Here is a 24,644-nt window from a genome sequence, read left to right as displayed (position 1 = left end):
CGCCCCTCGACCGGCCCGTCCCCGGCCGGTCCCCTTGCCTGGAGCGCACTCGAAGTCGTTGGCTTGTACTCCATGAAGTACACGCAGCTCGGACGTACCGGACTCAAGGTCAGCCGACTCGTCCTCGGCACCATGAACTTCGGCCCGCAGACCGACGAGACCGACAGCCACGCGATCATGGACGCGGCGCTCGGCGCGGGCATCAATTTCCTCGACACCGCAAACGTGTACGGCTGGGGTGAGAACAAGGGCCGTACCGAGGAGATCATCGGCAGCTGGTTCGCCCAGGGCGGCGGGCGCCGTGACCAGGTGGTCCTCGCCACCAAGGTGTACGGCAACATGGCCGCCGACGGCGACGCCTGGCCGAACCACGACAAGCTGTCCGCGCTGAACATCAGGCGGGCCGTCGACGCGAGCCTCAAGCGGCTCGGCACCGACCACATCGACCTCTACCAGTTCCACCACGTCGACCGCAGCACTCCCTTCGAGGAGATCTGGCAGGCCATCGACGTGCTCGTGCAGCAGGGCAAGATCCTCTATGCCGGGTCGTCCAACTTCCCCGGCTACAAGATCGCCCAGGCCAACGAGACCGCCGCCCGGCGGGGCGGCACCATCGGGCTGGTCAGCGAGCAGTGCCTGTACAACCTGGCCGAGCGGCGCGCCGAGATGGAGGTGATCCCGGCCGCCCAGGAGTACGGCCTCGGGGTCATCCCGTGGTCGCCGCTGCACGGCGGTCTGCTCGGCGGGGTCATCAAGAAGCAGGCCGAGGGCGGGCGCCGGGCCTCGGGGCGGGCCGCCGACACCCTGGCCGACCCCACCTCGCGCGCGCAGATCCAGGCCTACGAGGACCTGCTGGAGAAGCACGGCGTGGAGCCCGGCGAGGCCGCCCTGGCCTGGCTGCTCACCCGGCCGGGCGTGACCGGCCCGATCGTGGGCCCGCGCACCGCCGAGCAGCTCGACTCCGCCCTGCGCGCGGTCGACCTGGAGCTGAGCGGGGAACTGCTGGACGGCCTGGACGAGGTCTTCCCCGGGCCGGGCCCGTCCCCGGAGGCCTTCGCCTGGTAGGGGGCGCGCCCGCAGCCGTGCGGGGATCGCGCGACCGGCCGTACCCGGCCGCCACCCGGCGAACGGCGCGCGGTCCCCCGGCGCTCGGCGGCCGGGGGACGGGCCGGGACAGGCCTATCTGCCGACCGCCGCCGCCACGGCCACCACGACGAACATCAGCACAAGCGCACCGGCCATGATCCGGTTCCGGGTCTTCGGGTCCACGGGTCGAGCCTAACCGGCCCCGCCGAGCGCCCAGCGCCCGACCGGCTCGTAACGGGGCTGCTCCCCCGGAACGCCGGACCTCGGCAGGCTGCTGCGCACCAGCGCCAGCTCCCCCACCGTCCAGGTGCGGCCCTCGAAGGCGTCCAGCTCCTCGACGTACGGCCGCACGTCCACCGCGTCGCGGCTGCGGGCCAGCGTGAGGTGGGCCTTGTAGCGGCGGTGCTCGCCCCTGTCCACGCCCGCCTTGCGGGCCGCCGCCTCCGCCCGGCCGGCCAGCAGGCCCAGCGCCGGCACGTCCCCGGCGGCCCCGGCCCACAGCGCCCGCCCGCGCCCGAACTGGCCCCCGCCCCGCACGGACAGCGCGAAGGGCGCGCTGCGGTGCGCGGCCCGGCCGAGCCGCTCCGACAGCTCCGGTACGAGGTCGTCGTCGACCTCGCCGTAGAAGGCGAGGGTGAAGTGCCAGCCGGGGCGGCCCGTCCAGCGCAGCCCGTCGGCGCCGGGCAGGGCGCGCAACCGGGCGACCTCGGCGGCGAGTTCGTCGGCGATGTCGGCCGGGGGGAGCACGGCGGCGAAGAGTCTCATGCCCCCGATTTTCCCGGTCGCCGCGGCCGCGCGCCCGGCATGATGGACGGCATGCGGATCACCATCAGAGAAGGCGGGCCCGACGACGTCCCCGTGATGCTCGCCATGCTCGACAGCAGCGTGGAGTGGCTGGTCGCGCAGGGGCGCCCGGGCCAGTGGGGGACGCGTCCCCTGTCGGAGAGCCGGAAGACGGTGGAGTCGGTCGCCCGGTACCTGGAGGAGGGCCGGGCCTTCATCGCCGAGGCGGACGGCGTGCCGGCCGCGACCCTCACCCTCACCGACGCGCCCGGCGCGTATCTGGCCCACCTCCCGCCGCCCGGGGAGCCCGAGCGGTACATCCACTGGCTCGCCTCCGACCGCCGCTTCAAGGGCCGCGGTGCGGGCAGCGCCCTGCTCGCGCACGCGGCCGAGGAGACCCGGCGGGCGGGCGTCGGTCTGCTGCGGGTGGACTGCTACGCGGGCGACGACCGCAAGCTCGTCGCCTACTACGAGGCCAACGGCTTCACCCCGACCGAGGCGTACACCGTCGGCCCCCACGCGTGGCCGGGCCAGGTGCTGGCCCGGAGGGTGCGGCCCGCGGCCGCGTCCTCCGGGTGACGTCGTACGACGTCAGGCCACCGTGGCGAGTTCCCGGGCCTCCCGGGGCACGAACCGCACGCTCGGGTGGCCGTGGTTCCAGCCCACCGACAGGCGCAGATTGCCCATCCGGGCCAGGACGAGGCCGACGGTGACGGCCGCGGCGGCCGAGACGGCGCCGCCCGCCGCCAGGCCCGCCCGGACGCCGTACGCGTCGGTGATCCAGCCGGCGATCGGCGCGCCGATCGGGGCGCCGCCCATGAACACCATCATGTAGAGGGCCATCACCCGGCCGCGCATGGCCGGGTCGGTGCTCATCTGGACGCTGCTGTTGGCGGTGACGTTGACCGTCATGCCGAACATGCCGATCGGCGCCATGAGCAGGGCGAACAGCCACAGGGAGGGGGCCATGGAGGCCACGATCTCCATGGTGCCGAAGGCCACCGCACCGGCGACCAGCACCCGCATGCGGGCGGTGCCGCGCCGGGCCGCGAGCAGGGCGCCGGCCAGGGAGCCCACCGCCATCAGCGTGTTGAAGAGGCTGTAGGAGCCCGCGCCCGCGTGGAAGACGTCGTCGGCGAAGGCCGAGAGGTACACGGGGAAGTTGAAGCCGAAGGTGCTGACGAACCCGACCAGGACGATCGTCCAGATCAGCTCGGGGCGCCCGGCGACGTACTGGAGGCCCTCGCGCAGCTGGCCCTTGCCGCGCGGGGCACGCCGGACGGCGTGCAGGTCGCGCGAGCGCATCAGCAGCAGACCGGCGAGGGGGGCGACGAAGGACAGTCCGTTGAAGAGGAACGCCCAGCCGGTGCCGACCCCGGTGATCATCACGCCCGCCACGGCGGGGCCGACCAGCCGGGCCGACTGGAAGTTCGCGGAGTTGAGGCTGACCGCGTTCTGGAGCTGGTCGGGACCGACCATCTCGGAGACGAAGGTCTGGCGGGCCGGGTTGTCCAGCACGGTGGCGAGGCCCACGGCGAAGGCGGCGACGTAGACGTGCCAGACCTGGACGTGGCCGGAGAGGGTGAGGGCGGCGAGCGCGATGCCGGTGAGGGCCATCGCGGACTGGGTGAACAGCAGCGTCCGGCGCTTGGGCAGCCGGTCGACGAGCACGCCGCCGTAGAGGCCGAACAGCAGCATCGGCAGGAACTGCAGGGCCGTCGTGACGCCGACGGCGGTCGCGGAGCCGGTGAGGCTGAGGACCAGCCAGTCCTGGGCGATGCGTTGCATCCACGTGCCGATGTTGGACACGACCTGGCCCATGAAGAACAGGCGGTAGTTCCTGACCTTCAGCGAGCTGAACATGGATGACTTGCGGGTGCCCGTGGCGGGCTCCTCGGCAAGGGTCTCGTGGGTGGTCGGTGCGGGGGCGGAGTCTGCTCCGGATCCCGAACTCAAAGGGTCGCCTCCTTGTGGCTGCCTACAGGTGTGCGAGCTTCTCCAGCACGGGGGCGGCGGCGCGCAGCTTCGCCCACTCGTCCTCGTCGAGGCCGTCGACCAGGGTGGCCAGGAAGGCGTTCCGCTTGGCCCGGCTCTCCTCGAGCATGGCCTCGGCCTGCTCGGTCTTCGTGACGACCTTCTGACGCCGGTCCTCGGGGTGCGGCTCCAGCCGGACCAGGCCCTTGGCCTCCAGCAACGCCACGATGCGGGTCATCGAGGGCGGCTGCACGTGTTCCTTGCGGGCGAGCTCGCCCGGGGTGGCACTTCCGCAGAGGGAGAGGGTGCCGAGCACCGACATCTCGGTGGGGCTGAGCGACTCGTCGACCCGCTGGTGCTTGAGCCGACGGGACAGCCGCATCACGGCTGAGCGCAGGGAGTTCACGGCGGCAGCGTTGTCGCCATGGGTGAGGTCAGGCATCTCTTTAGGGTAACTCATTACTCTGGCTAAACAAGCTGGGGGGCGCCGGGATTCCCCGTGAGCCCGGCCACGGAAACCTCGCCATCACTCGAACGAGTGAGTAGGCAGCGAAAGCGACCGGACTGCGGTACGCGGCCGCGACCCTCGTCCCATGGGGACCAGTGTGCTCAGCCTGCGGATAGACGGGGAGCTGCTCGAGCGGCTCCGGCAGCATGCCGCGAAAAGGGGAATGAGCGTCCAGGACTATGTCGTCCAGACGCTCATCCGGGATGACTTCGACGAGCGGTTCCAGACCGCCGTCGAGGAGACGGAGAAGTTCTACGGGCTCACCTGAGCCGCCGCCGCACGGGCGGCGACCAGGTGAGCCCGGGGGGCCGGCATCAGGTGAGGCCGAGGGCCGGCATCAGGTAGTAGAAGGCGAAGACGGCGGCGACCACGTACATCGGCGCCGGGACCTCGCGGCCGCGTCCGGCCACCAGGCGCAGCAGCACGAAGGTGATGAAGCCCATGCCGATGCCGTTGGTGATCGAGTAGGTGAACGGCATCATCACCATGGTGATGAAGGCCGGGATGGCGATGGTGTGGTCCGCCCAGTCGATCTCCTTGACCGAGCCGGCCAGGATCAGGAAGCCCACCGCGAGCAGGGCCGGGGTGGCGGCCTGGGACGGGACCATCGTGGCGATCGGCGTGAGGAACAGCGCGACGGTGAACAGGCCGCCGGTGACGAGGTTCGCGAAACCCGTGCGGGCGCCCTCGCCGACACCGGCCGTGGACTCCACGAAGGCGGTGGTGGCCGAGGAGGAGCTGGCGCCGCCCGCGGCGACCGCGAGGCCGTCGACGAAGAGGACCTTGTTGATGCCGGGCATCTCGCCCTTGGCGTCGGTCAGCCTGGCCTCGTCGCTGACGCCCATGATCGTGCCCATCGCGTCGAAGAAGCACGACAGCAGGACCGTGAAGACGAAGAGGACGCCGGTCAGGACGCCGACCTTGCCGAAGCCTCCGAACAGGCTGAACTCGCCGATGAGCCCGAAGTCGGGGGTGGCGACGGGGTTGCCGGGCCACTCGGGGGTGGTGAGGCCCCAGGACGGGATCGTCGCGACCGCGTTGATGATCAGCGACAGGACGGTCATCGCGACGATCGAGATGAGGATCGCGCCCGGCACCTTGCGGGTGATCAGGGCCAGGGTGAGCAGGGCGCCCAGGATGAAGACGAGGACCGGCCAGCCGTTCAGATGACCGTCGGCGCCGAGCTGGAGCGGGACGGTGGTGTGGGCGGCGTCCGGGATCCGGCTGACGAAACCGGAGTCGACGAGGCCGATCAGCATGATGAACAGGCCGATACCGATGCTGATCGCCTTGCGCAGGCCGAACGGCACCGCGTTCATCACGCGCTCCCGCAGACCGGTGGCGACCAGGAGCATGACCACGAAGCCCGCGAGCACGACCATGCCCATGGCGTCCGCCCAGGACATCCGGGGGGCGAGCTGGAGCGCGACCACCGAGTTCACGCCGAGGCCGGCGGCCAGGGCGATGGGCACGTTGCCGATGACGCCCATGAGGAGCGTGGTGAAGGCGGCGGTGACACAGGTGGCGGTGACCAGCTGACCGTTGTCGAGCTGATGCCCGTACATGTCCTTCGCGCTGCCGAGGATGATCGGGTTCAGCACGATGATGTACGCCATCGCGAAGAAGGTGGCGAAACCGCCCCGGATCTCGCGGGGCAGGGTGCTGCCCCGTTCGGTGATCCTGAAGTGACGGTCGAGGGCGCCGAAGAGGGGCGTGGCTCCCGGCTGTTCAGGGGCGGGGACCTTGGCGGGGGCCGACGTGGGCATCTTTTGGCGTTTCCTACGAAGAGAAGTGGTCAGTACCAAACCGTTTCAGTATGAACATATAACGTTCGGATCGGCCATCTCCGCGCGTAGACCTGATCGCCTCGTAAGCTGAGCACCATGGAGAAGTGGATCCCCGAGCACGAGGCGCCGGAGCCCCTGGAGGGGCCCGTGGTCGCCACCATCACCGGCGGCACGATCCTCTGGTTCGTCCTCTTCCTCGTCCAGCTCCCCTTCTACGGCTGGTTCGACGACCACGGCCGTACCTGGTGGGTGTGGACGTGCCTCGCGGGCGCCGGACTGGGCCTCATCGGCATCTGGTACGTCCGCAAGCGGGACGCCGCGATCAAGCGGGACGCGGCGGGCGAACCGGCCGGGCCCGCGGGCCCCGCCACCGACTAGGGGCTCTCCCCGAGGCGGGTCCCCCGGCACTGCTCCCGAGGTACCGGGCGGCGCGGCACCCGTCCTCCCGAGGTCGGATCTTCGGCCTCCTCAGGGGGTGAACCCCCTGATCCGCACGTACCGTCGAACCCATGGCCCACACCGACGCCCCCGCCTCCGTACCGACGGCGACCGGCCTCACCGCCGCCGAGGTCGCGGACCGGGTCGCGCGCGGTCAGGTCAACGACGTACCCGTCCGCAGCAGCCGCTCCGTCGGCGAGATCGTCCGGGCGAACGTCTTCACCCGGTTCAACGCGATCATCGGCGTCCTCTGGGTGGTCATGCTGTTCGTCGCCCCCATCCAGGACGGCCTGTTCGGCTTCGTGATCCTCGCCAACACCGGCATCGGCATCATCCAGGAGTGGCGGGCCAAGCAGACCCTGGACTCGCTCGCGGTCGTCGGCGAGGCCCGGCCCACCGTCCGCCGCGACGGCACGGCCGTCGCGGTCTCCACCTCCGGACTCGTCCTGGACGACCTCATCGAGATCGGACCCGGGGACAAGGCCGCCGTGGACGGGGTGTGCGTCGAGGCGGACGGGCTGGAGATCGACGAGTCACTGCTCACCGGCGAGGCCGACCCCGTCGTCAAGCGGCCGGGCGACCCGGTCATGTCGGGCAGCTTCGTGGTGGCCGGCGGCGGCGCCTTCCAGGCCACGAAGGTCGGCCGCGAGGCCTACGCCGCCCAGCTCGCCGAGGAGGCCTCCCGCTTCACCCTCGTCCACTCCGAGCTGCGCTCCGGCATCTCCACGATCCTCAAGTACGTCACCTGGATGATGATCCCGGCCGCGATCGGCCTGGTCGTCACGCAGCTCTTCGTCAAGAACAACGACCTGAAGGAGTCCATCGCGCGCACCGTCGGAGGCATCGTCCCGATGGTCCCCGAGGGGCTCGTCCTGCTCACCTCGGTCGCCTTCGCTATCGGCGTCATCCGGCTCGGCCGAAAACAGTGCCTGGTGCAGGAACTTCCGGCCATCGAGGGCCTCGCCCGCGTCGACACCGTCTGCCTGGACAAGACCGGCACGCTCACCGAGGGCGGCATGGACGTGACCGGGCTCAGCACGCTCGACGGCTACGACGAGTCGTACGTACGCCGGGTGCTCGGCGCCCTCGGCGAGTCCGACCCGAGGCCGAACGCCTCCCTCCAGGCGATCATCGACGCCTACCCGGACGCCGAGGACTGGCGCTGCACCGAGTCCCTGCCCTTCTCCTCCGCCCGCAAGTACAGCGGCGCCAGTCTCAGCGAGGGCGACGGGGAGAGCGGCACCTGGCTGCTGGGGGCGCCGGACGTGCTGCTGGCCGACGACGACCCCGCCCTCGCCGAGACGGAGCGGCTGAACGAGCAGGGCCTGCGGGTGCTGCTGCTGGCCCGCGCCGCCCGCGACCTCGACGACCCCGACCCCGCGCGCGGCGCCAAGCCCGCCGCCCTAGTCGTGCTCGAACAGCGGCTGCGGCCGGACGCCGCCGACACCCTGCGCTACTTCGCCGAGCAGGACGTCCACGCCAAGGTCATCTCCGGCGACAACGCGGTCTCGGTGGGGGCGGTGGCCGCGAAGCTCGGGCTGGACGGCCGTGCGGTCGACGCGCGCCGGCTGCCCGCCGAGCCGGAGGGCATGGGCCGGGCCCTGGACGAGGGCACGGTGTTCGGCCGGGTGACGCCGCAGCAGAAGCGGGACATGGTCGGCGCGCTCCAGGCGCGCGGCCACACGGTCGCGATGACCGGGGACGGCGTCAACGACGTCCTCGCGCTGAAGGACGCCGACATCGGCGTGGCGATGGGCTCAGGATCCGAGGCCACCCGGGCGGTCGCGCAGATCGTGCTGCTGAACAACAGCTTCGCGACCCTGCCGTCGGTGGTGGCGGAGGGCCGGCGGGTCATCGGCAACATCACCCGGGTGGCGACCCTGTTCCTGGTGAAGACCGTCTACTCGGTGCTGCTGGCCCTGCTGGTGGTCTGCTGGCAGGTCGAATACCCCTTCCTGCCCCGGCACCTGACGCTGCTGTCCACCCTCACCATCGGCATTCCGGCCTTCTTCCTCGCCCTGGCCCCCAACAGGGAACGGGCCCGGCCGCACTTCGTGCGACGGGTGATGCGGTACTCCGTCCCGGGCGGGGTGGTGGCCGGCGTCGCGACCTTCGCCACCTATCTCCTCGCCCGTCACCACTACACGGGGGCGGGCTCGCTGGAGGCCGAGACCAGCGCGGCGACCCTCACGCTGTTCCTGATCTCGATGTGGGTGCTGGCGATCATCGCCCGTCCCTACACCTGGTGGCGGGTGCTGCTGGTGGCCTCGATGGGTGCGGCGTTCCTGCTCGTGCTGATGGTCCCGTGGCTTCAGGACTTCTTCGCGCTGAAGCTGATCGGGATGACCATGCCGTGGATCGCGGTGGCCGTGGCGGCGGTGGCGGCGGTCGTCCTGGAGTTCTCCTGGAAATGGGTCGACCGCCGCTTCCCGGCCTAGACGCCCTCTTCTCCGTCACGTCGACGAAGTCGCCCGCCGCGCCGACCGCCGGGGTCGTCGTGCGGGACGGCACGGACGGAGCAGGCCGTGCGGCGGCGGCGAGAGCCGCGGAGGAGCGCGAACGGCCGGCCCCCCGGAACAGCGGAGCCGGCCGTTCGCCGCTACGACGTCCTACTTGACGTCGATGAAGTCACCCGCGGCCTTGACCGCCGGGGCGGTCGTGGTGCCGACGAAGCTGTAGCGGTAGTAGCCGTCCACGCTCGCCTTGACGGTGGTCTTCAGACCGCCGGTCGAGGTGGTCTTGACCGACTTCACCGTGGTGTAGGTGGTGGAGCTCTTCTTGCGGAACTGGAGCTGCGCGTAGACGCCGGAGTAACCGCTGTACTTGGCGGTGTCCCAGTTGGCGCGGGTCAGGCTGCCCGTGACGGTGATGGTGGCGCCCTTCTTCACCGGCTCCGGCGCCGCGTTGACCGTCAGCTTGCTCAGCCGCTGGAGCTTGGTGGTGGCCAGGGCGTCGCCCTCGGCGTAGCCGACCTTGGTCCAGTCGATGTCGTCCTCGGTGTACGGGTCGACGTCGTTCCAGTCGATGACGTAGCCCAGCGCCTTCCAGGTGGTGGCATCGGCGTTGTAGAGCTCCTCACCCGGGAGGATGTCGATCGTGCCCTTGCACGAGGCGACCGTGGCCGAGGTGTTGGTGCAGGACGGCCAGTCGTCGCCGACGAGGACGTTGGTCGGGTCGTCGTACGCGCCGCGGTAGATGACCAGGTCCAGCTCGGTGTCGTCCGCGGTGACGTCGACGCCCGCGCCGTGCGTGACCGTGAAGGTCACCGGGGCCGTGACCTTGCCGCTGATGCCGGCGACGATCGGCTTGCCGCCGTTGATCCTGACGTTGCCGAACTTGGCGTCCAGCGCGTACGGGGTGCCGGTGTCGGCGGCGGTGGAACCGGTGAAGGCGCTCTTGCCGGAGGTGGCCGCGTGGAGGGCCTTCAGGGTGTCGACGGGGTTGTGCGAGTCGCTGCCGGTGGCCTGAGCGGCCGGCACGGCGAAGGCGGACAAGGCCAGGGCGCCGGTGACGGCGGCCACGGTGGCTCGTATGCGCATTGCGTTCCCCCTGAGGAGAGGGGCCCGGGACGGTGGCCGTTCGCACGGCTCGTCGTAGCATCCGGGGCCCAAAGTGATCGTGGAGTCTCTTGACTCACGTGATCAGATACCTGCCGGGGGCGGATGGTTGTACGCACCCTGTGAGACTCGTGGAAAAAATCTTCACACCCGTCTCCCTCCGCCCCGCGGCCGGTCGCCGCCCGCCCCCGCCGCCGCGTCAGTCGAACCAGCGGTCGCGGGCCAGTTCCGCGGTCCGGGACGGGTCCTCCAGCAGCGCGGCGACCTCGAAGCGGCGCGGCCACTGCCGTGCCGCCCAGGCGAGCCCGGCGGCGACGCCCTCCAGGGTCGCGGCGTGCAGGACACCGTCGTCGGTCAGCCGCCAGTCGATCTCCACCCCGTCCACGACGAGTTCCTCGTGCTCGACGTACGTGTCCGGCGTGCGCGGCCCGAGCAGCACCCGCACCGGCTCCGGCACGTCGTGCTCGGCGCCCTCGGAGTCGACCCGCCCGGTCACGGACTCGCTCAGCCGCCGCACCTGGAACAGCTCGGCCAGGTCGGCGGCCCGGGACGGCCGTACCGGCAACAGCGGGACGCCGCCGGTGAAGGGCAGCAGATCGGGCGAGTCGACGACGACGGCGTCGGCCGCGTCCACGACCTCGACCCGGCCGTCGACGACCGCCCGCAGCTCGTCCGGCAGCGTCACCTGCTCGGGGTCCAGCTCGGCCAACGCGCCGTAGAGCCCGTGCAATTGAGACGCCGTCACCGGGCGCTCGGGATCGGCGAGCCGGTCGAGGAGTTCGGCGGCGCCGCCGGGCTCCTCCAGCAGCGCGGCCACGGAGGTCCGCACGCCGAGGGCGCGCAGCACCTGCTCGTCGTCGAAGCCGGTGGCGTCGGCCTCCTCGTACAGCCCGTGCAGCAGCGGATCCCCGCCGGCCGCCAGCAGACCGGCCGGACGGCGGCCGTCGAGCACCGGGTGCCCGCGCAGCCACCAGGCGGTGTACGGCCGGACGACCTCGTGGGTGCCGTCGGGCAGCAGGATCCGGACGGGCTGGGTGAGGGCGTCCCGCAGGGGCGGCCGGGCCAGCAGGGCGAGCGCCTGCGGCCAGTGGTCGTCGTCCACGAGATCGAGGTCGCGGACGGCGACCAGCTCCGTGGCGACGGGAGGCACCGGACTGTCGGGGAACCGGTCGAGGATGTCCTCGCACCACACGTCCACGGCGTCCAGCAGGCCGGCGTCGTCGGGTTCGGCGAAGTCCCCCTCGCGGGGCTCCAGTTCGTCCGGGTCGAGGACCACGTCGGTGGCGCGGACGAGCGCGAAGTTCGCCAGGACGCCACAGGCGGCGAGGGGCTGCTCGCCCCACCGGTCCGCCAGCTCACCGTCGACGAAGGCGAGTTCGTCCTCGCGCACGACGGACGCGAACGCGCTGCCCGGCAGCACCAGTTCACCGGCGGGGACGAGTTCCCCCTCCTCGTCGGGCAGCGCGAGGGCGCCGAGCCAGGGTTCGTCGCCGGGGTCCAGGCCCGCGTCGCGGACCAGCGCAAGCACGGTGTCGGCGAGCTCCTCGGCGTCCGGGGTGTCCTGGTCGTCCCAGGCGCCGCGGTCGTCGTCCAGGGACGCGGCGACGGCGGCCCGCACCTGCGGAGTGGTCAGGACGGCGCGGGGCGTGGCGGGCAGCGCGCCGAGCTTCTCCAGGAGGGGATGCGCGGCGTCCGGGTGGGCGACCTTGAGGCCGAGACGGGCGAGGACCTCCGGGTCGGGACCGGCCGCCTCCGCCGTGGGCAGCAGCACCTGGCGGGGGCCGATGGTGGTCCGCACTCCCCCGGCGCCGAACGACCGGGACGAGCCCCCGGCGAGCGGCACGGGCAACCCGGACAGCCGGTCCGGGTCGACGCCGGCCAGGCTGTCGTAGAGCCGGTACCACCACTGCGGGTCCTTCTCCAGGCCGGCCAGCCGGTCCACGGCGTCGGCGAGCGGGATCCGGGCGACGCCGAGCGTGCGCAGCTCTACGCGTCGCTCCAGCCCGGCGGGGAGCAGGGTGGGGAGCACCTCCGCCAGCACCCGCACGGTGTCGGCGCCGGCGCCCTCCACGACCTCGGCGTCCCGGGGACGCAGCGCCTCCGGGAGCTCGACCGCGTCGACGCCGTCACCCCCGTCGCCTTCCGCGGCCTCGGGGCCGGGCCGGACGGCGGGCGGCAGGAACGCGGTCCGCGGCAGCCGCTCCAGGATCGCCTGGCGCAGCGCCCCGTCGAGCTCCCCCTTGCCCAGCGGCCCGGGCACGAGATCGATGATCCCGGCGCCCACCGGCCGCCAGCCGGCGAGGAGTTCGGCGTACGCGTCCGCCGCGCGCTGCACCAGGTGGTCGGTGAGTGGGCCGGGGGCGGCATGGCGGCGGGTGGTGTCGAGCGGGAAGGAGGCGATGAGCAGGGCGGGGACGCCGAGGGGCTCGTCGCTGGGGGTGGGGGCGTGCACGACGGGGGTGGTGCGGGGGCGGGCGGGCGAACCGTCGCCGTCGACCGGCACGGCCCAGGTGACCGACCAGTGGGGGCGCAGCCGCTCCTCCACCGGGCGGTCGACGAGGAGGTCGGGCGTGAGGGGGCCGTGCGCGGCGGCGACCCGCCAGCGGGTGGTCCCGTCCCGGGTGTCCGCCACGACGGTGAGGGCGGCGTCGTCGGCGTCGGTGTCCCGGCGCAGGACGCGGGGCGCCTCGTCGCCGATCTCGATCACGACCTCCTCCAGGCCCGGGAGGGCGAGCAGCAGGGCGTCGTCGACGGCGGTGAGGAGGCGTTCGGCGAGGTCGGCGGCCGCGGCGTCCCGCAGGGGCAGGATGACGGCCGTGTCGTAGGGGTCGGGGGCGGTGCCCTGGGCGGCGAAGGGGAGCCGGAGCAGGGGCACATGACCGTCCCGCCGCCGGATCTCGTCGCCGAGCCCCGGGCTGTGCCGGGCGGTCTCGGAGGCGAGGGCACGGGCCTCGGCCAGGTCCCAGCGGACACCGCCGTGCCGCCCGACGACGGCGGGCTCGTCGGTGACGGCCAGGACGGCGGCGAAGCCGACGCCGAACCGCCCGACGGCCACGGCCGACTGCCGGGCCTCGCGCTTGGCGGAGGCGCGGAGGGTGGCGAGGGACTCCACACCGGCCGCGTCCAGGGGTGCGCCGGTGTTGGCGGCGACGAGGACGCCGTCCCGGAGGGTGAGCCGCAGCCGTCCCGGCACGTCAGCCCTGGCCGCGGCGTCGGCGGCGTTCTGAGCGAGCTCGACCACGAGCCGGTCCCGGTACCCGCCGAGGACGAGGTCCTCCTCGGCGTTGGCGTCCTCCCGGAAACGGGCGGGGCTGGTGGCCCAGGCGTCCAGCACTCCGCGACGCAGGCGGGCCGTGCCGAAGGGGTCCGCGCCCTCGGGTGCCGGCCGCACGAACTTGCTCACGTTCACTCTCCTCATCGGCGTGGGCTCGAAGGTACCGCGACCCGAAGCCCCACCCGCACGTCCCTCGCTCCCGCGCCCGGCCCCCGCCCACCCTCACATCACAATCACACAACAACTCCCCCCGCGCCCCGCCCGCCCCACCCCCGACCCCCCACCCAGCACCCGGTTCCCCACGGACCGGCGCCGCCCTCCGGGACCGGGGGCAGCCCGGAGAGAGCCCCCGGGGGGCACCGCACGGAGTAAGGCGGGCGGGTGGGAGAGCGGCCCGGGCGGGTACGAGAGCGGCCCGGGCGGGCCCGGCAGGGCCGCGGGGTGGCCCCGCAGAGAGCCGAGATCGCCGCCGCACGGAGCGGGACCGGCAGGCCCGGGAGCAGGCCGGGCGGACCCGGCAGGAACCCCTGGGTCCCCCGGAACAGACCGGGATCAGCCCCGCCGGGAACCCGGCAAGCCCCCGGAAAGGGCGAGGTCACCGCACCGAGAGCGGACCGGGGTGGGCCCGGGCCCGGCGGAGGCCCCGGCGTCGCGCCCGGCCCGGCGGAGGCCCGGTGGGGTCGGGAGGGGTCCGGTGGGCTCGGGAGGGGTCCGGTGGGGTCGGGAGGGGTCCGGTGCTACGAGTGGCCCAGTTCCGCCGTGTCCTCGTCCGATTTCTCGGGGACCGAGCCCGAGTCCGGGGACGGGCGGAGGGGGAACGGGTCGACCCGGGTCTCGTCGATCACCGGGGGCGCGGGCCGCGGGGGCGTCGGCATGACCGCCGCCTCCGAGTGGCCGCCGCAGCCGTACGCCAGGGAGACCACGCGGCCGTCGGCCGGGGAGAACTCGTTGGCGCAGACGCCGAAGGCCTGCCCGAGGGAGCCGCCGATGGGAGTGAGGAAACCGCAGCTCACACAGGACGCGGGGGCCGCCTGGGCCATGGGGGTCTTGGGGCCGAAGCCGTCCTCCCAGCGGTCGGCCGCGGTGTGCAGACCGTAGCGGGAGAGGACCCGGGCACGGCGCAGGCCCAGTTCCTCGGCGACCGCGGCGATGGTGCCCCGGCGCGGGGCCGCCGGAAGGGCCGCGGGCGGGGCCTGCGTCACCTCCGCGTCCTCCGCCTCCACCAGCTCGGCCATCTCCTCGGAGAGGGGCGAGTTCGGCGTCGGCTCGTCCGAGTCGAAGTAACCCGGCTGCAGGCGCGGATCGTCCTCGCCGGTGTAGCCGGGCTCCAGACGCAGGTCCTCCGCGTCCGTGGGAAGGAGATCGCCGGGTCCCATGTCGCCTGGGCGCAGGCGGTCGCTCCACGGAACCCACTCGGGGGCCAGGACCGCGTCCGGGCCGGGCAGCAGGACCACCTCGTCGAGCGTGACGATCTTGGCGCGCGAGGCCCGGGCCACCGTCGCCGCCCAGCGCCAGCCGCGGTAGCCCAGTTCCTTGCACTCGAAGTAGTGGGTGACCACCCGGTCGCCCTCGGAGACCAGCCCTGCATGCTCGCCGACCACGCCGGGGGCGGCTGCCTCCTCGGCTGCGGCGCGTGCGAGGTCGACGGCCTCGGCGCACAGGCGGTCGGGGGTGCGGCTTCGCGTGGTCGCTGCGCTCACAGGTATCGCTTCTCTCCTACGCCGTCTCTCGATGCGCCGGCCTGAAGGCGGCGGGTGCGAACGGAGCGGACCGGAGGGCCGCGTCGACGTCCGCGCCCGATCGCGCTCGGGCGCACCTGCTGTCATCCATTCTGCGGGATGGCCGGGAGGCGCGCGGCCGAGAACAATCGCCACGGCGCGCTACGCACGCTACCTGCTCGCGGACGCTCGGCCTACACCGACGGGACGTTTCCCCCTCACAGAAGCCGCCGAACCGCCGCCGAACGCCCTCAGGACCGGCCCGGCGCGGCGACGATCACACGCCCATACGCGCGGTAACCGCACTACGTACCGCTTTTCCGGGGCACTATGACGGGGTGGCAGCCGCAAGGACACCCCAGGGCGCCACCGGGATCGGTGCGACGAAGGGGAACAAGGGGAGGAGCCGGGTGAGCGGTTCGGGCCGGATGAGCGGGTCCGTCCGCGCGATCGGCCGCGCCCTGCACTTCCCGTTCACCGGCACCGCCCGCGGAATCCGGAAGGCCACGCACGCGCACGGCGCCGGCGAGTCCGGCCTCGGCAAGCTGATCGAGCTGCACGGCGTGAACGGCGCCGGCGATGTCATGATCACCATCGCGCTCGCGTCCACCGTGTTCTTCTCGGTGCCCACGGACGAGGCCCGCGGGCGCGTCGCGCTGTACCTGGCCATCACCATGGCCCCCTTCACGGTCCTCGCCCCGGTGATCGGCCCCCTCCTCGACCGGCTCCCGCACGGGCGGCGCGCCGCCATGGCCGGGGCCATGCTGGCCCGGGCGCTCCTCGCGCTCGTGCTGTCCGGCGCCGTCGCCACCGGCAGCATCGAGATGTATCCGGCCGCGCTCGGCGTGCTCGTCTCCTCCAAGGCGTACGGGGTGGTCAGAAGCGCCGTGGTGCCCCGGCTGCTGCCGCCACGGTTCTCCCTGGTCAAGGCCAACTCACGGGTCACCCTCGGCGGTCTCCTCGCCACCGGGATCGCCGCGCCCGTCGGGGCGGGGCTGCAGGCCCTCGGGCCGCGCTATCCGCTCTACGGCGCCTTCCTGATCTTCGTGGCCGGTACGTTCCTGTCCTTCTCGCTGCCCCGCAAGGTGGACTCCGCCAAGGGCGAGGCCGTGGCGCTGCTCGCCGCCGACGAGCAGCATCTGCACGGCCCGCACCGGCAGCCGGTGAAGCGGCCGGGCCTGCGGACCGTCGGCATCGCCGTCACCCACGCCCTGGCCGCCAACGCGTCCCTGCGCTGGCTGTCCGGGTTCCTGACCTTCTTCCTGGCGTTCCTGCTGCGCGAGCATCCGCTGACCGGGCAGAGCGCGGCCGTGTCGCTGGGCATGGTGGCGGTGTCGGCGGGCGTGGGCAACGCGCTCGGCACGGCGGTGGGGGCGTGGCTGCGCTCCAAGGCCCCGGAGCTGATCATCGTGACGGTCGTCGCCGTCGTGCTGGGCGCGGCGATCACCGCCGCGGTGTTCTTCGGGGCGTTCCTGGTGGCGTGCATGGCGGCGATCGCCGGGTTCTCGCAGGCCCTGGCCAAGCTGTCGCTGGACGCGCTGATCCAGCGGGACGTGCCCGAACTGGTGCGCACCTCGGCGTTCGCCCGCTCGGAGACGCTGCTCCAGGTGTGCTGGGTGTTCGGCGGCGCGGTCGGCATCGTGATGCCGCTGAACGGCACGCTGGGCCTGTCGGTGGCCGCCGCGGTGGTCGCGCTGGGCTGGCTGACCACGGTCCGCGGTCTGCTGTCCTCGGTGCGCCACGGCAGCGGTGCGAAGCCCCGCGTGGCCTAACCGCGTGGCGTAACACACAGCCACGCCGCCCCCCGCGTAAAGAGACGGCCGGACGTGCCCGATAGCCTTCCGCCATGACCACGATGCCCCGCGGCGGAGCCGCTGATGTACCTGGCGTTGTGCGACGCCGCCGCGTCGTCGCCGCCGCCGGCGCCGTTTCCGCCGGACTGCTCGTCCTGTCGGCCTGCGACAAGCCGACGCCGCTGTCCACGATCACCGTCGGCCGCACCTCCGTCAGCTCCGAGGCCACCTGCGGCGGGGAGGGCGACACCCTCCAGGCCGCCGCGCTGACCAAGTGCCTCGCCGACAAGGACATCAAGTCGATCACCGTCGACCCGGACGAGACCGTCCGCTTCGGCGTCGACCCCGATGTGGCCGACAAGCGCTGGACGATCCTGATGAACGGTCAGCCGCTCACCGAGGACAGCGACAAGACCTACCGCACCATCCCGGGCAGCGTGTTCTTCAACGCCCAGTACGGCGCCCAGGGCGACTCCACCCTCGTCTCCATCAAGGCCGGCGACGGGAAGAAGGACAGCCAGGCGGTGACCGGCCTGTGGTCGTTCAAGCTCAAGAAGGACGACTGACCACGTCCCGCACCCGTGTCCTCGTGGCCACCGCGGTCCCCGCCGAACGGGACGCGGTGGCCCGGGCGCTGCCCGGGCCCGCCCGCGAGGTACGCGTGCCGGGGGTGACCCTGCACCGCACCGGTGAGGCCTGCGACCTCCTCGCCGCCGGGGTCGGCCCCGCCCTGGCCGCCGCCTCCGTCTCGGCCGCCCTGGCGTCCGCCGCGCTGAGCGGCGACCCCTACGGCCTGGTCGTCTCGACGGGCATCGCCGGCGGCTTCGCGCCCGCCGCACCCGTCGGCTCCCTGGTCGTCGCCGACGAGATCACCGCCGCCGACCTGGGCGCCGAGACCGCCGACGGTTTCCTGCCCGTGACCGAGCTGGGCTTCGGCGCCGTCACCCACCGTCCGCCCGGGTCCCTCGTACGAGAGACCGCGGCCGCCACCGGAGCCCTGACCGGCGTCGTCCTGACCGTCTCGACGGTCACCGGGACCGCCGCCCGGGCCGCCGTCCTGCGCGAGCTGCATCCGCGCGCCCTCGCCGAGGCGATGGAGGGCTTCGGGGTCGCCGAGGCCGCCGCCGCGCACGGCGTGCCCGTGCTGGAGGTCCGCGCGGTCTCCAATCCCGTCGGCCCGCGCGACCGCGACGCCTGGCGCATCGGCACGGCGCTCGCCGCCCTGACCACGGCCTTCGGGAAGCTCACACCCGTCCTGGAGAGTTGGAACCCACATGACCGGTGACGATCTGAGGATCGCGTACTCGCCCTGCCCGAACGACACGTTCGTCTTCGACGCTCTCGCCCACGGCCGGGTGCCGGGGGCGCCCGGCGTCGATGTGACGTTCGCGGACATCGACATCACCAACGGCATGGCCGAGCGCGGCGAGCTCGACGTGCTGAAGGTGTCGTACGCCGTGCTGCCGTACGTCCTCGACGAGTACGCGCTGCTGCCGTGCGGAGGGGCGCTGGGCCGGGGCTGCGGCCCGCTGGTGCTGACGAGGGAGGCCGGCGACGGCTCTCCCGCGGCCGGCGGCGCGGGGCTGACCGGGCGCACGGTCGCCGTGCCGAGCGAGAGGTCGACGGCCTACCTGCTGTTCCGGCTCTGGGCGGCGGAGCAGGTCCCGGGAGGCGTCGGCGAGATCGTCGTCATGCCGTTCAACGAGATCATGCCGGCCGTGCGGGACGGAAAGGTCGACGCGGGGCTGGTGATCCACGAGGCCCGCTTCACCTACCGCGACTACGGGCTGCACAAGCTCGCGGACATGGGCGAGCACTGGGAGTCCACGACCGGTCTGCCGATCCCGCTCGGCGCCATCATCGCCAAGCGCTCACTGGGCGGGCGGGCCCTCACCCGGCTCGCGGACTCGATCCGCGCCTCCGTGCGCGCCGCCTGGGACGCCCCCGAGGTCTCCCGCCCGTACGTCATGGAACACGCCCAGGAAATGGACCCGTCCGTCGCCGACCGGCACATCGGTCTGTACGTCAACGAGTTCACGGCGGATCTCGGCGAGGACGGCTATGCGGCGGTCAGGGGATTGCTGACGCGCGCGGCGGCCGAGGGGCTGTTGCCGCCCCTCGGCCCGGATGCGCTCGATTTCCCGTGACGCTCCGCGCGGATACCGATTTCCGGCCGACCGGTACCGGTCAGACGTCCAACTGATCGGCGACCGCGCGCAGCAGACCGGCGATCTGCTTGCCGGACGTCTTCTCCGGGTAACGGCCCTTCTCGAGCATCGGCGTGATGTTCTCGAGGAGGGTGGTCAAGTCCTGGACGATGGAAGCCAGTTCGTCGGGCTTCTTGCGCTGTGCGGCGGCGACCGAAGGGGTCGGATCGAGAATGACGACGGAGAGCGCCTGGTCACCGCGCTGTCCGGCGACGACGCCGAACTCCACTCGCTGGCCCGGCTTCAGTGCCTCGACTCCGGCAGGCAGGACGGAGGAATGGACGAAGACGTCACCGCCGTCGTCACGGGAGAGAAAGCCGAAGCCCTTCTCGCTGTTGAACCACTTGACCTTGCCGGTAGGCACGTCTGTCCTCGTCCTCGTACTCGTCGGAAAGCTGCTTCTCGACTCCGAAACAGCTCTGAACGGCTCTGGATAGCAGTCGGGCGGGTCGACCACGACCCGCCGGTACCAAGGCTAATGGTCTTCGGGCCGGTGACAAGACGTCCCCCGGTTGTTCCTTCGCGCAGGGAACTACCCTGGTCCGGTGCGTGACAAAACCCAAACGAATTCCGCCGCTCCCGGTGACCGACTGATCCGTGCCGGCGCCATCGTGTTCTTCGTCGGCGCCGTGGCCACACTGGTCACCGTCGCCCCACTCCTCCTCGGTACGACGCCTTTTCCGACGTACATGTTCGGCTTGAGCATGCTCATGGGCGTCGGATTCCTCATCGCGGGCGCCGGCGTCCTGCGATCGATCGGCGCCGGGCGGCGTCAGGCGCGGGGCGCCGCGCGGTAGGTCCCGAGGTGACCGGCGAGCCAGGCCGGGAATTCGGTGAGGTCGGCGAGCACGACATCCGCCCCGGCCGTCCGCAGTTCCTCCGCACCGATCGGCCCGGTCGGCACGGTCACCGACAGCGCCCCGGCGGCGCGCGCGCCGCGGACGTCGCCCACGTGGTCGCCGACGTAGACGCTCGCGCCGTGCTCGCGCAGCGCCAGTGCCTTCTGCTCCGCCCACAGGTCGCCTATGACCTCGTCGGGGCCGAGGCCCAGGTGCTCCACCTGGAGGGTGGCGTTGGGCTGGTGCTTGGCGGTGACGATGATCGCCCGCCCGCCCGCCGCCCGGACCGCCGCGATCGACTCGCGGGCGCCGGGCAGCGCGGTCGCGCCGGTGACGCCGTGCTCGGGGTACAGCGAGCGGTACAGGTCGGCGACGGCCGCGACCCGCTCCGCCGGATACCAGTGGGCCAGCTCGGTCTCGGGCGGCGGCCCGAGCCGGGTGACCACCAGATCGGCGTCGATGTACGTCCCCGTCCGCTCGGCGAGCGCCACATAGGTGGCGCGGATGCCGGGCCGGGAGTCGATGAGGGTCATGTCGAGGTCGAAGCCGACGGTGATCACGGGTGACGTCATGCGGCCCATTCTGCCTGGCCCCCGCAGCCTCCCTACCTCGGCTTCTGTGACCGCCAGACCAGGAACAGCGCTGTCGCCACGGCCGCGCCCCGGATCACCCACGGCCAGGTCTGGGCGACGGCGTCGCTCATGTGCCCGTCCGCGACGGGGTCGCCCCAGCGGCCTTCGGACCGCCCCCAGAGCCACACGAGCCCGGCGGTGAGCGCGAGCCCCGGCAGCCACACGACGGCGAACTTCGTCTCCCGCTCGGTCAGCCGGCGCGAGCCGTAGGCGATGAGCCACCCCAGGATCAGCCCGAACCAGTTCCCGAGCGCCGCGCCGACGACGAGACAGCAGGCGGCGATCAGCAGCAGCGGGTTGCTCCAGCGGGCCCGCTCACCGGAGGGCGCACGCCGCAGGACGCGGAACCGCCGACGGCCCGTCGGGGCGCCGGTCTCGTCCGCCCCCGCCCCTTCCCCGGCCTCCTCGCGCTCCTCCCGCTCCTCCTCCAGCTTCCTGGGCCGCGGGGGCTTGAGCAGGTCGGGGATCTCCACCCCGCCGACGAACCCCGGCACGTCCTCGCCGATCCCCAGCGGGGTCGGCTCGTTCAGCCACCAGTCGGGCGTCTCGCGTGCGTCGCCCAGCTCGTGCGCGGGGGCGCGGTGCGGCGGGGACGCCACGTCGGAGGGGGCGGCGGGGGGCGGGGACGCGCCGGTCCGCGGCCGCGGCACGACCCGCCGGATCCGCTTCGGCCGCTCCGGCTCCTCCCCGCGGTCGCGCTGTGCGGGGACGGAGGGCGCCGGCGTCTGCGGCGGGTCGCCGTCGCGGTCGGCCGCGGCCGCGACGATGTCGTCGGGACTGCCGAGGCGGTCGATGATGCGGCGGACGGCGGCGGGCGAGTCGACGGCCGCCTTGGCCCGGCGCCGGTCGATCTCGTTGCGCAGCTCGGCGACGAGCCGCATCCGCGTGGCCGACGACAACTGCCGCTGCTGCGCGATGTCCCCGACCCGGCTCAGATACTCGTAGACGACTTGGTCGCTCTCGATCCCCACGGGAAGAAGCTACCGCTTCCGCCCGCCCGCACCGCTTCCCCCGACCCGTCCGGCGGCGAGGACGAGAGGGGCCGGACGGGACGCGCGGTCATCGAGCACGGGCCCGGTCGGCCCGGCCCGTCCGGCCCCGTCGGCCGGCCGCGGAGCCGCCCCGCCCGCCCCGCCCGCCCTGCCCGGCCGGCGCAGGCGGCCGGTCGTGCCGGGCGGGTCTCCCGGCACGACCGGCGACCGGGGACGGGGCGCCTTCAGGGCCGGAGCGGAGGTCCGGGGCGCAGCCCCCGGGGGACGCCAACCGCTACCGTGGGCAAGATGAGCACCGAGGACCAGCGGGCCCCCCGCTCCCTAGCGGCAGCGCTCCGCGCCCGGGACGACGCTTCACTTGCCGCACTCCTGCGCGCCCGCCCCGACCTCATCACCCCGGTCCCCACCGATCTCACCCAGCTCGCCACCCGGGCCGGCACCCGCGCCTCCGTCGTGCGCGCGCTGGAGCGGCTCGACCGGTTCGCCCTCCAGACCGCGGAGGCGCTGGCCGTGGCCGGCGACCCGGCGACGTACGCCGAGCTGCTCGGTCTGATGGCGGGCGACGCCCGCGACCAGGCGGTCGCCGACGCCCTGCCCGGCGCCCTCGCGGCCCTGCGCGAGCAGGCCCTGGTCTGGGGCGACGAGGACAGCCTCCGCCTCGTGCGCACCGCCCGTGAACTGCTCGCGCCGTCCGCGCAGCACCCGTCCCCGACGGGGCTCGGGCCGAGCGTGCGGGAGGCGACGGCGGGCATGTCACCTGGCCGCATCCAGGAGTTGGTGGCGGCGGCCGGGCTGCCGTCCACGCACGACTCGGTGTCCGCCGTCGGCGCGCTCACCGCCCTGTTCACGCACCGCAAGAAGATGGCCGCCCTGCTCGCGCAGGCGCCCGCCGACTCCGTCGACGTCCTGAAGCGGCTGATGTGGGGGCCGCCGTACGGGCAGATCACGGCCGATCCGGCGGCCCGGCTGCGCTGGCTGCTCGACCGCGGGCTGCTGCTGCCGACGGCGCCCGGGACGGTCGTACTGCCCCGCGAGGTCGCCCTGCATCTGCGCGAGGGCCGGGCCCACCGTACGGCCGAACCCGTGCCGCCCGGCGTCGAGGCGGTCGCCACGCATCGTCCCCAGGTGGTGGACAGCACGGCGGCCGGGCAGGCGTACACCGCGCTGACGACGGTGGAGGAGCTGCTGAAGGACTGGCACGAGGGCGGCCCCGCGGTCCTGCGGGCCGGTGGACTCAGCGTGCGCGACCTCAAGCGGACGGCCGTCGCCCTCGACGTGTCCGAGCCGATGGCCGCGTTCTGGGTCGAACTGGCGTACGCGGCCGGGCTGCTCGCCTCCGACGGGGAGGCCGACGAGCGGTACGCGGCCACCCCGGAGTACGACGAGTGGCTGGAACGGCCGCCCGCCGACCGGTGGGCGCAGCTCGCGCAGGCGTGGCTGGCGGCGACCCGGACCTCCGGCGTGGTCGGCGGCCGGGACCTCAAGGAGCGGGCCCTGTCGGCGCTGGGGCCGGGCCTCGACCGGTCCGCCGCGCCCGAGGTGCGCCATCGGGTGCTGACGCTGCTGGCCGGGTTGCCCGAGGGCGCCGCGCCGGATCCGGAGGCGGTGCTGGCCCGGCTGCGCTGGGAGCGGCCGCTGCGCGGACAGCAGGGGCAGCCGAGCCCCCAGGCCGCGCAGGGCCCACCGGGGTCCGCGCACACGCAGAGTCCGCAGGGGTCTGCGGGGTCTCCGGCCTCTCAGGGCTCTGCGGGCGACGACGACCTGCGTTCGCGGCTGGCGCGCTGGACCCTGACGGAGGCCGAGCTGCTGGGCGTGACCGGCCGCGGCGCGCTGTCGGCGCACGGGCGGGCCCTGCTCGGGGCCCGGTCGGCGCCGAAGGCGGCCCCCGCCGCCGCGCACACCGGCCCCACCGGCACGATCGCCCCGGCCGGCCCCGGCGACAAGCTGCCCGCGCCGCACCGCGCGGCGGCCTCCGCGTCCCCGGCCACGCCCCTCTCGCCGCCCGAGCAGGCCGCGGCGACCGCGGCCGCCGCCCGGCTGCTCGGTCCGCTGCTCCCCGAGCCCCTGGACCACGTCCTGCTCCAGGCCGACCTGACCGCGGTCGCCCCGGGCCCGCTGCGGCGCCCGCTGGCCGACGTCCTGAGCGTCCTCGCGGACGTCGAGTCCAAGGGCGGCGCGACCGTCTACCGCTTCACCCCCGGCTCGGTGCGCCGCGCCCTGGACGCCGGCCGCAGCGCCTCGGACCTGCACGCCTTCCTCACCGAGCACTCCCGTACGCCGGTGCCGCAGCCGCTGACCTACCTGATCGACGACGTGGCCCGTCGGCACGGCCATCTGCGGGTGGGCGCGGCCTCGGCCTACGTGCGCTGCGACGACGACGCCCTGCTGAACGAGATCGTCGCCGACAAGCGCGCCGCCGGTCTGCGCCTGCGCCGTCTGGCCCCGACCGTGCTCGCGGCCCAGGCCGATCCGGCGACCCTCCTCGACGGCCTGCGGGCGATGGGCTTCGCGCCCGCCGCCGAGTCGGCCGAGGGGGACGTCCTGATCACCCGCGCCCATGCGCACCGCACGCCGCCCCGCACGGCTCCCGAGCCGGTGCCGGACGGCCCGCCGATGCCCGACGCCACCCTGCTCACCGCGGCGATCCGTGCGATCAGGGCCGGTGACCTGGCCGCCACGACGCCCCGCAAACCGACCGAGGACGCCGCCCCGCTCGCCCCCGGCGAACTCCCCCGGACCAGTTCCGCCGAGACCCTCGCCACCATGCAGGCCGCCGTCCTCACCGGCGAGGCCCTGTGGATCGGCTACGTCAACGCCGAGGGCACCGCCAGCCAGCGCGTCATCGCCCCGGTCCGGGTGGAGGGCGGCTTCGTGACGGCGTACGACCACACGGCGGACGAGGTCCGCACGTACCCGCTGCACCGGATCACGGGCGTCGCGGAACTGGCGGACGACTGACCCCGGCCACCCCTGCCGCGCCCCCGACCGGCCCGCCCCTCCGCTCGCCCGGGCGATCCGGGGCCGCCTGACCAGGCCCGACCGCCGGGCCGCAGGCC

21 protein-coding genes are annotated in these 24,644 nt (G+C 73.6%); 11 read left to right on the top strand and 10 right to left on the bottom strand.

The window, feature by feature from the left end:
- Positions 1 to 72: 72 nt before the first annotated feature.
- Positions 73 to 1,065, top strand: coding sequence for an aldo/keto reductase (locus J2X68_RS06760; protein WP_310431518.1), 993 nt, complete (start codon positions 73 to 75; stop codon positions 1,063 to 1,065).
- A 213-nt stretch (positions 1,066 to 1,278) separates the two neighbouring features.
- On the opposite strand, the gene thpR is transcribed toward J2X68_RS06760, so the two are convergent.
- The gene (thpR, locus tag J2X68_RS06755; protein ID WP_310431517.1) at positions 1,279 to 1,851 is read right to left on the bottom strand and encodes an RNA 2',3'-cyclic phosphodiesterase; all 573 of its coding nucleotides are present in this window, start codon (positions 1,849 to 1,851) and stop codon (positions 1,279 to 1,281) included.
- Positions 1,852 to 1,902: 51 nt separating this feature from the next.
- Between thpR and J2X68_RS06750 the strand changes: the two genes are divergently transcribed.
- Positions 1,903 to 2,448, top strand: a complete 546-nt coding sequence (locus J2X68_RS06750) for a GNAT family N-acetyltransferase (protein WP_310431516.1) — start codon at positions 1,903 to 1,905, stop codon at positions 2,446 to 2,448.
- A 12-nt stretch (positions 2,449 to 2,460) separates the two neighbouring features.
- On the opposite strand, the gene J2X68_RS06745 is transcribed toward J2X68_RS06750, so the two are convergent.
- Together J2X68_RS06745 and J2X68_RS06740 are read right to left on the bottom strand one after the other, a co-directional pair.
- A complete protein-coding gene (locus J2X68_RS06745; RefSeq protein ID WP_310431515.1) occupies positions 2,461 to 3,825 on the bottom strand; it encodes an MFS transporter in 1,365 nt (454 codons plus the stop codon).
- A gap of 22 nt (positions 3,826 to 3,847) precedes the next feature.
- Positions 3,848 to 4,285, bottom strand: coding sequence for a MarR family winged helix-turn-helix transcriptional regulator (locus tag J2X68_RS06740; protein ID WP_057600790.1), 438 nt, complete (start codon positions 4,283 to 4,285; stop codon positions 3,848 to 3,850).
- A gap of 151 nt (positions 4,286 to 4,436) precedes the next feature.
- Here J2X68_RS06740 and J2X68_RS06735 point away from each other — a divergent pair, with 151 nt between their 5' ends.
- Positions 4,437 to 4,619 carry a ribbon-helix-helix protein, CopG family gene (locus tag J2X68_RS06735; RefSeq protein WP_057600791.1) on the top strand — a complete coding sequence of 61 codons (183 nt, stop codon included), beginning with the start codon at positions 4,437 to 4,439 and terminating at the stop codon, positions 4,617 to 4,619.
- Positions 4,620 to 4,665: 46 nt separating this feature from the next.
- Here the strand turns inward: J2X68_RS06735 and J2X68_RS06730 are convergent, their stop codons facing one another.
- A complete protein-coding gene (locus J2X68_RS06730) occupies positions 4,666 to 6,117 on the bottom strand; it encodes an NCS2 family permease (RefSeq protein ID WP_310431514.1) in 1,452 nt (483 codons plus the stop codon).
- Positions 6,118 to 6,234: 117 nt separating this feature from the next.
- Between J2X68_RS06730 and J2X68_RS06725 the strand changes: the two genes are divergently transcribed.
- Positions 6,235 to 6,516, top strand: a complete 282-nt coding sequence (locus J2X68_RS06725) for a DUF2530 domain-containing protein (RefSeq protein WP_310431513.1) — start codon at positions 6,235 to 6,237, stop codon at positions 6,514 to 6,516.
- 131 nt (positions 6,517 to 6,647) lie between these two features.
- Positions 6,648 to 9,014, top strand: a complete 2,367-nt coding sequence (locus J2X68_RS06720) for an HAD-IC family P-type ATPase (protein WP_310431512.1) — start codon at positions 6,648 to 6,650, stop codon at positions 9,012 to 9,014.
- Between the two features lie 171 nt (positions 9,015 to 9,185).
- On the opposite strand, the gene J2X68_RS06715 is transcribed toward J2X68_RS06720, so the two are convergent.
- From J2X68_RS06715 to J2X68_RS06705, 3 genes are all read right to left on the bottom strand, one after another.
- Positions 9,186 to 10,115, bottom strand: coding sequence for a hypothetical protein (locus J2X68_RS06715; protein WP_310431511.1), 930 nt, complete (start codon positions 10,113 to 10,115; stop codon positions 9,186 to 9,188).
- 217 nt (positions 10,116 to 10,332) lie between these two features.
- Positions 10,333 to 13,536, bottom strand: a complete 3,204-nt coding sequence (locus tag J2X68_RS06710; protein WP_310431510.1) for a sacsin N-terminal ATP-binding-like domain-containing protein — start codon at positions 13,534 to 13,536, stop codon at positions 10,333 to 10,335.
- 608 nt (positions 13,537 to 14,144) lie between these two features.
- Positions 14,145 to 15,107 (bottom strand): DUF3027 domain-containing protein, encoded by a 963-nt coding sequence (locus J2X68_RS06705; protein WP_310431509.1) that lies wholly within the window; start codon positions 15,105 to 15,107, stop codon positions 14,145 to 14,147.
- A 356-nt stretch (positions 15,108 to 15,463) separates the two neighbouring features.
- Here J2X68_RS06705 and J2X68_RS06700 point away from each other — a divergent pair, with 356 nt between their 5' ends.
- The 4 genes from J2X68_RS06700 to J2X68_RS06685 all read left to right on the top strand — a co-directional run bounded on the left by J2X68_RS06700 (position 15,464) and on the right by J2X68_RS06685 (position 19,065).
- A complete protein-coding gene (locus tag J2X68_RS06700; protein WP_310431508.1) occupies positions 15,464 to 16,897 on the top strand; it encodes an MFS transporter in 1,434 nt (477 codons plus the stop codon).
- A gap of 74 nt (positions 16,898 to 16,971) precedes the next feature.
- Entirely contained in the window at positions 16,972 to 17,484 is a 513-nt protein-coding gene (locus J2X68_RS06695; protein ID WP_199825032.1) for a DUF2771 domain-containing protein, read from the top strand.
- Entirely contained in the window at positions 17,454 to 18,203 is a 750-nt protein-coding gene (locus J2X68_RS06690) for a futalosine hydrolase (protein WP_310431507.1), read from the top strand. Before J2X68_RS06695 ends, J2X68_RS06690 begins: the two co-directional genes overlap by 31 nt.
- On the top strand, positions 18,193 to 19,065 hold the full coding sequence (locus tag J2X68_RS06685; protein ID WP_310431506.1) for a 1,4-dihydroxy-6-naphthoate synthase: 873 nt from the start codon (positions 18,193 to 18,195) through the stop codon (positions 19,063 to 19,065). The genes J2X68_RS06690 and J2X68_RS06685 overlap by 11 nt, the downstream gene beginning before the upstream one ends.
- A 40-nt stretch (positions 19,066 to 19,105) precedes the next feature.
- Here J2X68_RS06685 and J2X68_RS06680 read toward each other — a convergent pair whose 3' ends face one another.
- Positions 19,106 to 19,489 (bottom strand): cold-shock protein, encoded by a 384-nt coding sequence (locus J2X68_RS06680; RefSeq protein WP_020130260.1) that lies wholly within the window; start codon positions 19,487 to 19,489, stop codon positions 19,106 to 19,108.
- Positions 19,490 to 19,670: 181 nt separating this feature from the next.
- On the opposite strand from J2X68_RS06680, the gene J2X68_RS06675 reads away from it, so the two are divergent.
- On the top strand, positions 19,671 to 19,922 hold the full coding sequence (locus J2X68_RS06675) for a hypothetical protein (RefSeq protein ID WP_310431505.1): 252 nt from the start codon (positions 19,671 to 19,673) through the stop codon (positions 19,920 to 19,922).
- Here the strand turns inward: J2X68_RS06675 and J2X68_RS06670 are convergent.
- Together J2X68_RS06670 and J2X68_RS06665 are read right to left on the bottom strand one after the other, a co-directional pair.
- Positions 19,898 to 20,545: an HAD family hydrolase gene (locus J2X68_RS06670; protein ID WP_399039412.1), complete on the bottom strand. Its 648-nt coding sequence runs from the start codon at positions 20,543 to 20,545 to the stop codon at positions 19,898 to 19,900. The genes J2X68_RS06675 and J2X68_RS06670 overlap by 25 nt on opposite strands.
- 23 nt (positions 20,546 to 20,568) lie before the next feature.
- Positions 20,569 to 21,567, bottom strand: a complete 999-nt coding sequence (locus tag J2X68_RS06665) for a hypothetical protein (RefSeq protein WP_310431503.1) — start codon at positions 21,565 to 21,567, stop codon at positions 20,569 to 20,571.
- Positions 21,568 to 21,876: 309 nt separating this feature from the next.
- On the opposite strand from J2X68_RS06665, the gene J2X68_RS06660 reads away from it, so the two are divergent.
- Positions 21,877 to 24,546 (top strand): helicase-associated domain-containing protein, encoded by a 2,670-nt coding sequence (locus tag J2X68_RS06660; protein ID WP_310431502.1) that lies wholly within the window; start codon positions 21,877 to 21,879, stop codon positions 24,544 to 24,546.
- The last annotated feature ends 98 nt before the right edge of the window (positions 24,547 to 24,644 follow it).

Source organism: Streptomyces sp. 3330, assembly GCF_031456635.1.
GTDB lineage: Bacteria > Actinomycetota > Actinomycetes > Streptomycetales > Streptomycetaceae > Streptomyces.
This window is presented reverse-complemented; position numbering and strand designations above follow the sequence as displayed.

Bases quoted from the DNA above. Each gene is read 5' to 3' on its own strand.
- J2X68_RS06760 (WP_310431518.1), top strand. From the start codon at position 73: ATGAAGTACACGCAGCTCGGACGTACCGGACTCAAGGTCAGCCGACTC.
- thpR (WP_310431517.1), bottom strand. From the start codon at position 1,851: ATGAGACTCTTCGCCGCCGTGCTCCCCCCGGCCGACATCGCCGACGAA.
- J2X68_RS06750 (WP_310431516.1), top strand. From the start codon at position 1,903: ATGCGGATCACCATCAGAGAAGGCGGGCCCGACGACGTCCCCGTGATG.
- J2X68_RS06740 (WP_057600790.1), bottom strand. From the start codon at position 4,285: ATGCCTGACCTCACCCATGGCGACAACGCTGCCGCCGTGAACTCCCTG.
- J2X68_RS06735 (WP_057600791.1), top strand. From the start codon at position 4,437: ATGGGGACCAGTGTGCTCAGCCTGCGGATAGACGGGGAGCTGCTCGAG.
- J2X68_RS06730 (WP_310431514.1), bottom strand. From the start codon at position 6,117: ATGCCCACGTCGGCCCCCGCCAAGGTCCCCGCCCCTGAACAGCCGGGA.
- J2X68_RS06725 (WP_310431513.1), top strand. From the start codon at position 6,235: ATGGAGAAGTGGATCCCCGAGCACGAGGCGCCGGAGCCCCTGGAGGGG.
- J2X68_RS06720 (WP_310431512.1), top strand. From the start codon at position 6,648: ATGGCCCACACCGACGCCCCCGCCTCCGTACCGACGGCGACCGGCCTC.
- J2X68_RS06715 (WP_310431511.1), bottom strand. From the start codon at position 10,115: ATGCGCATACGAGCCACCGTGGCCGCCGTCACCGGCGCCCTGGCCTTG.
- J2X68_RS06695 (WP_199825032.1), top strand. From the start codon at position 16,972: ATGACCACGATGCCCCGCGGCGGAGCCGCTGATGTACCTGGCGTTGTG.
- J2X68_RS06685 (WP_310431506.1), top strand. From the start codon at position 18,193: ATGACCGGTGACGATCTGAGGATCGCGTACTCGCCCTGCCCGAACGAC.
- J2X68_RS06670 (WP_399039412.1), bottom strand. From the start codon at position 20,545: ATGGGCCGCATGACGTCACCCGTGATCACCGTCGGCTTCGACCTCGAC.
- J2X68_RS06660 (WP_310431502.1), top strand. From the start codon at position 21,877: ATGAGCACCGAGGACCAGCGGGCCCCCCGCTCCCTAGCGGCAGCGCTC.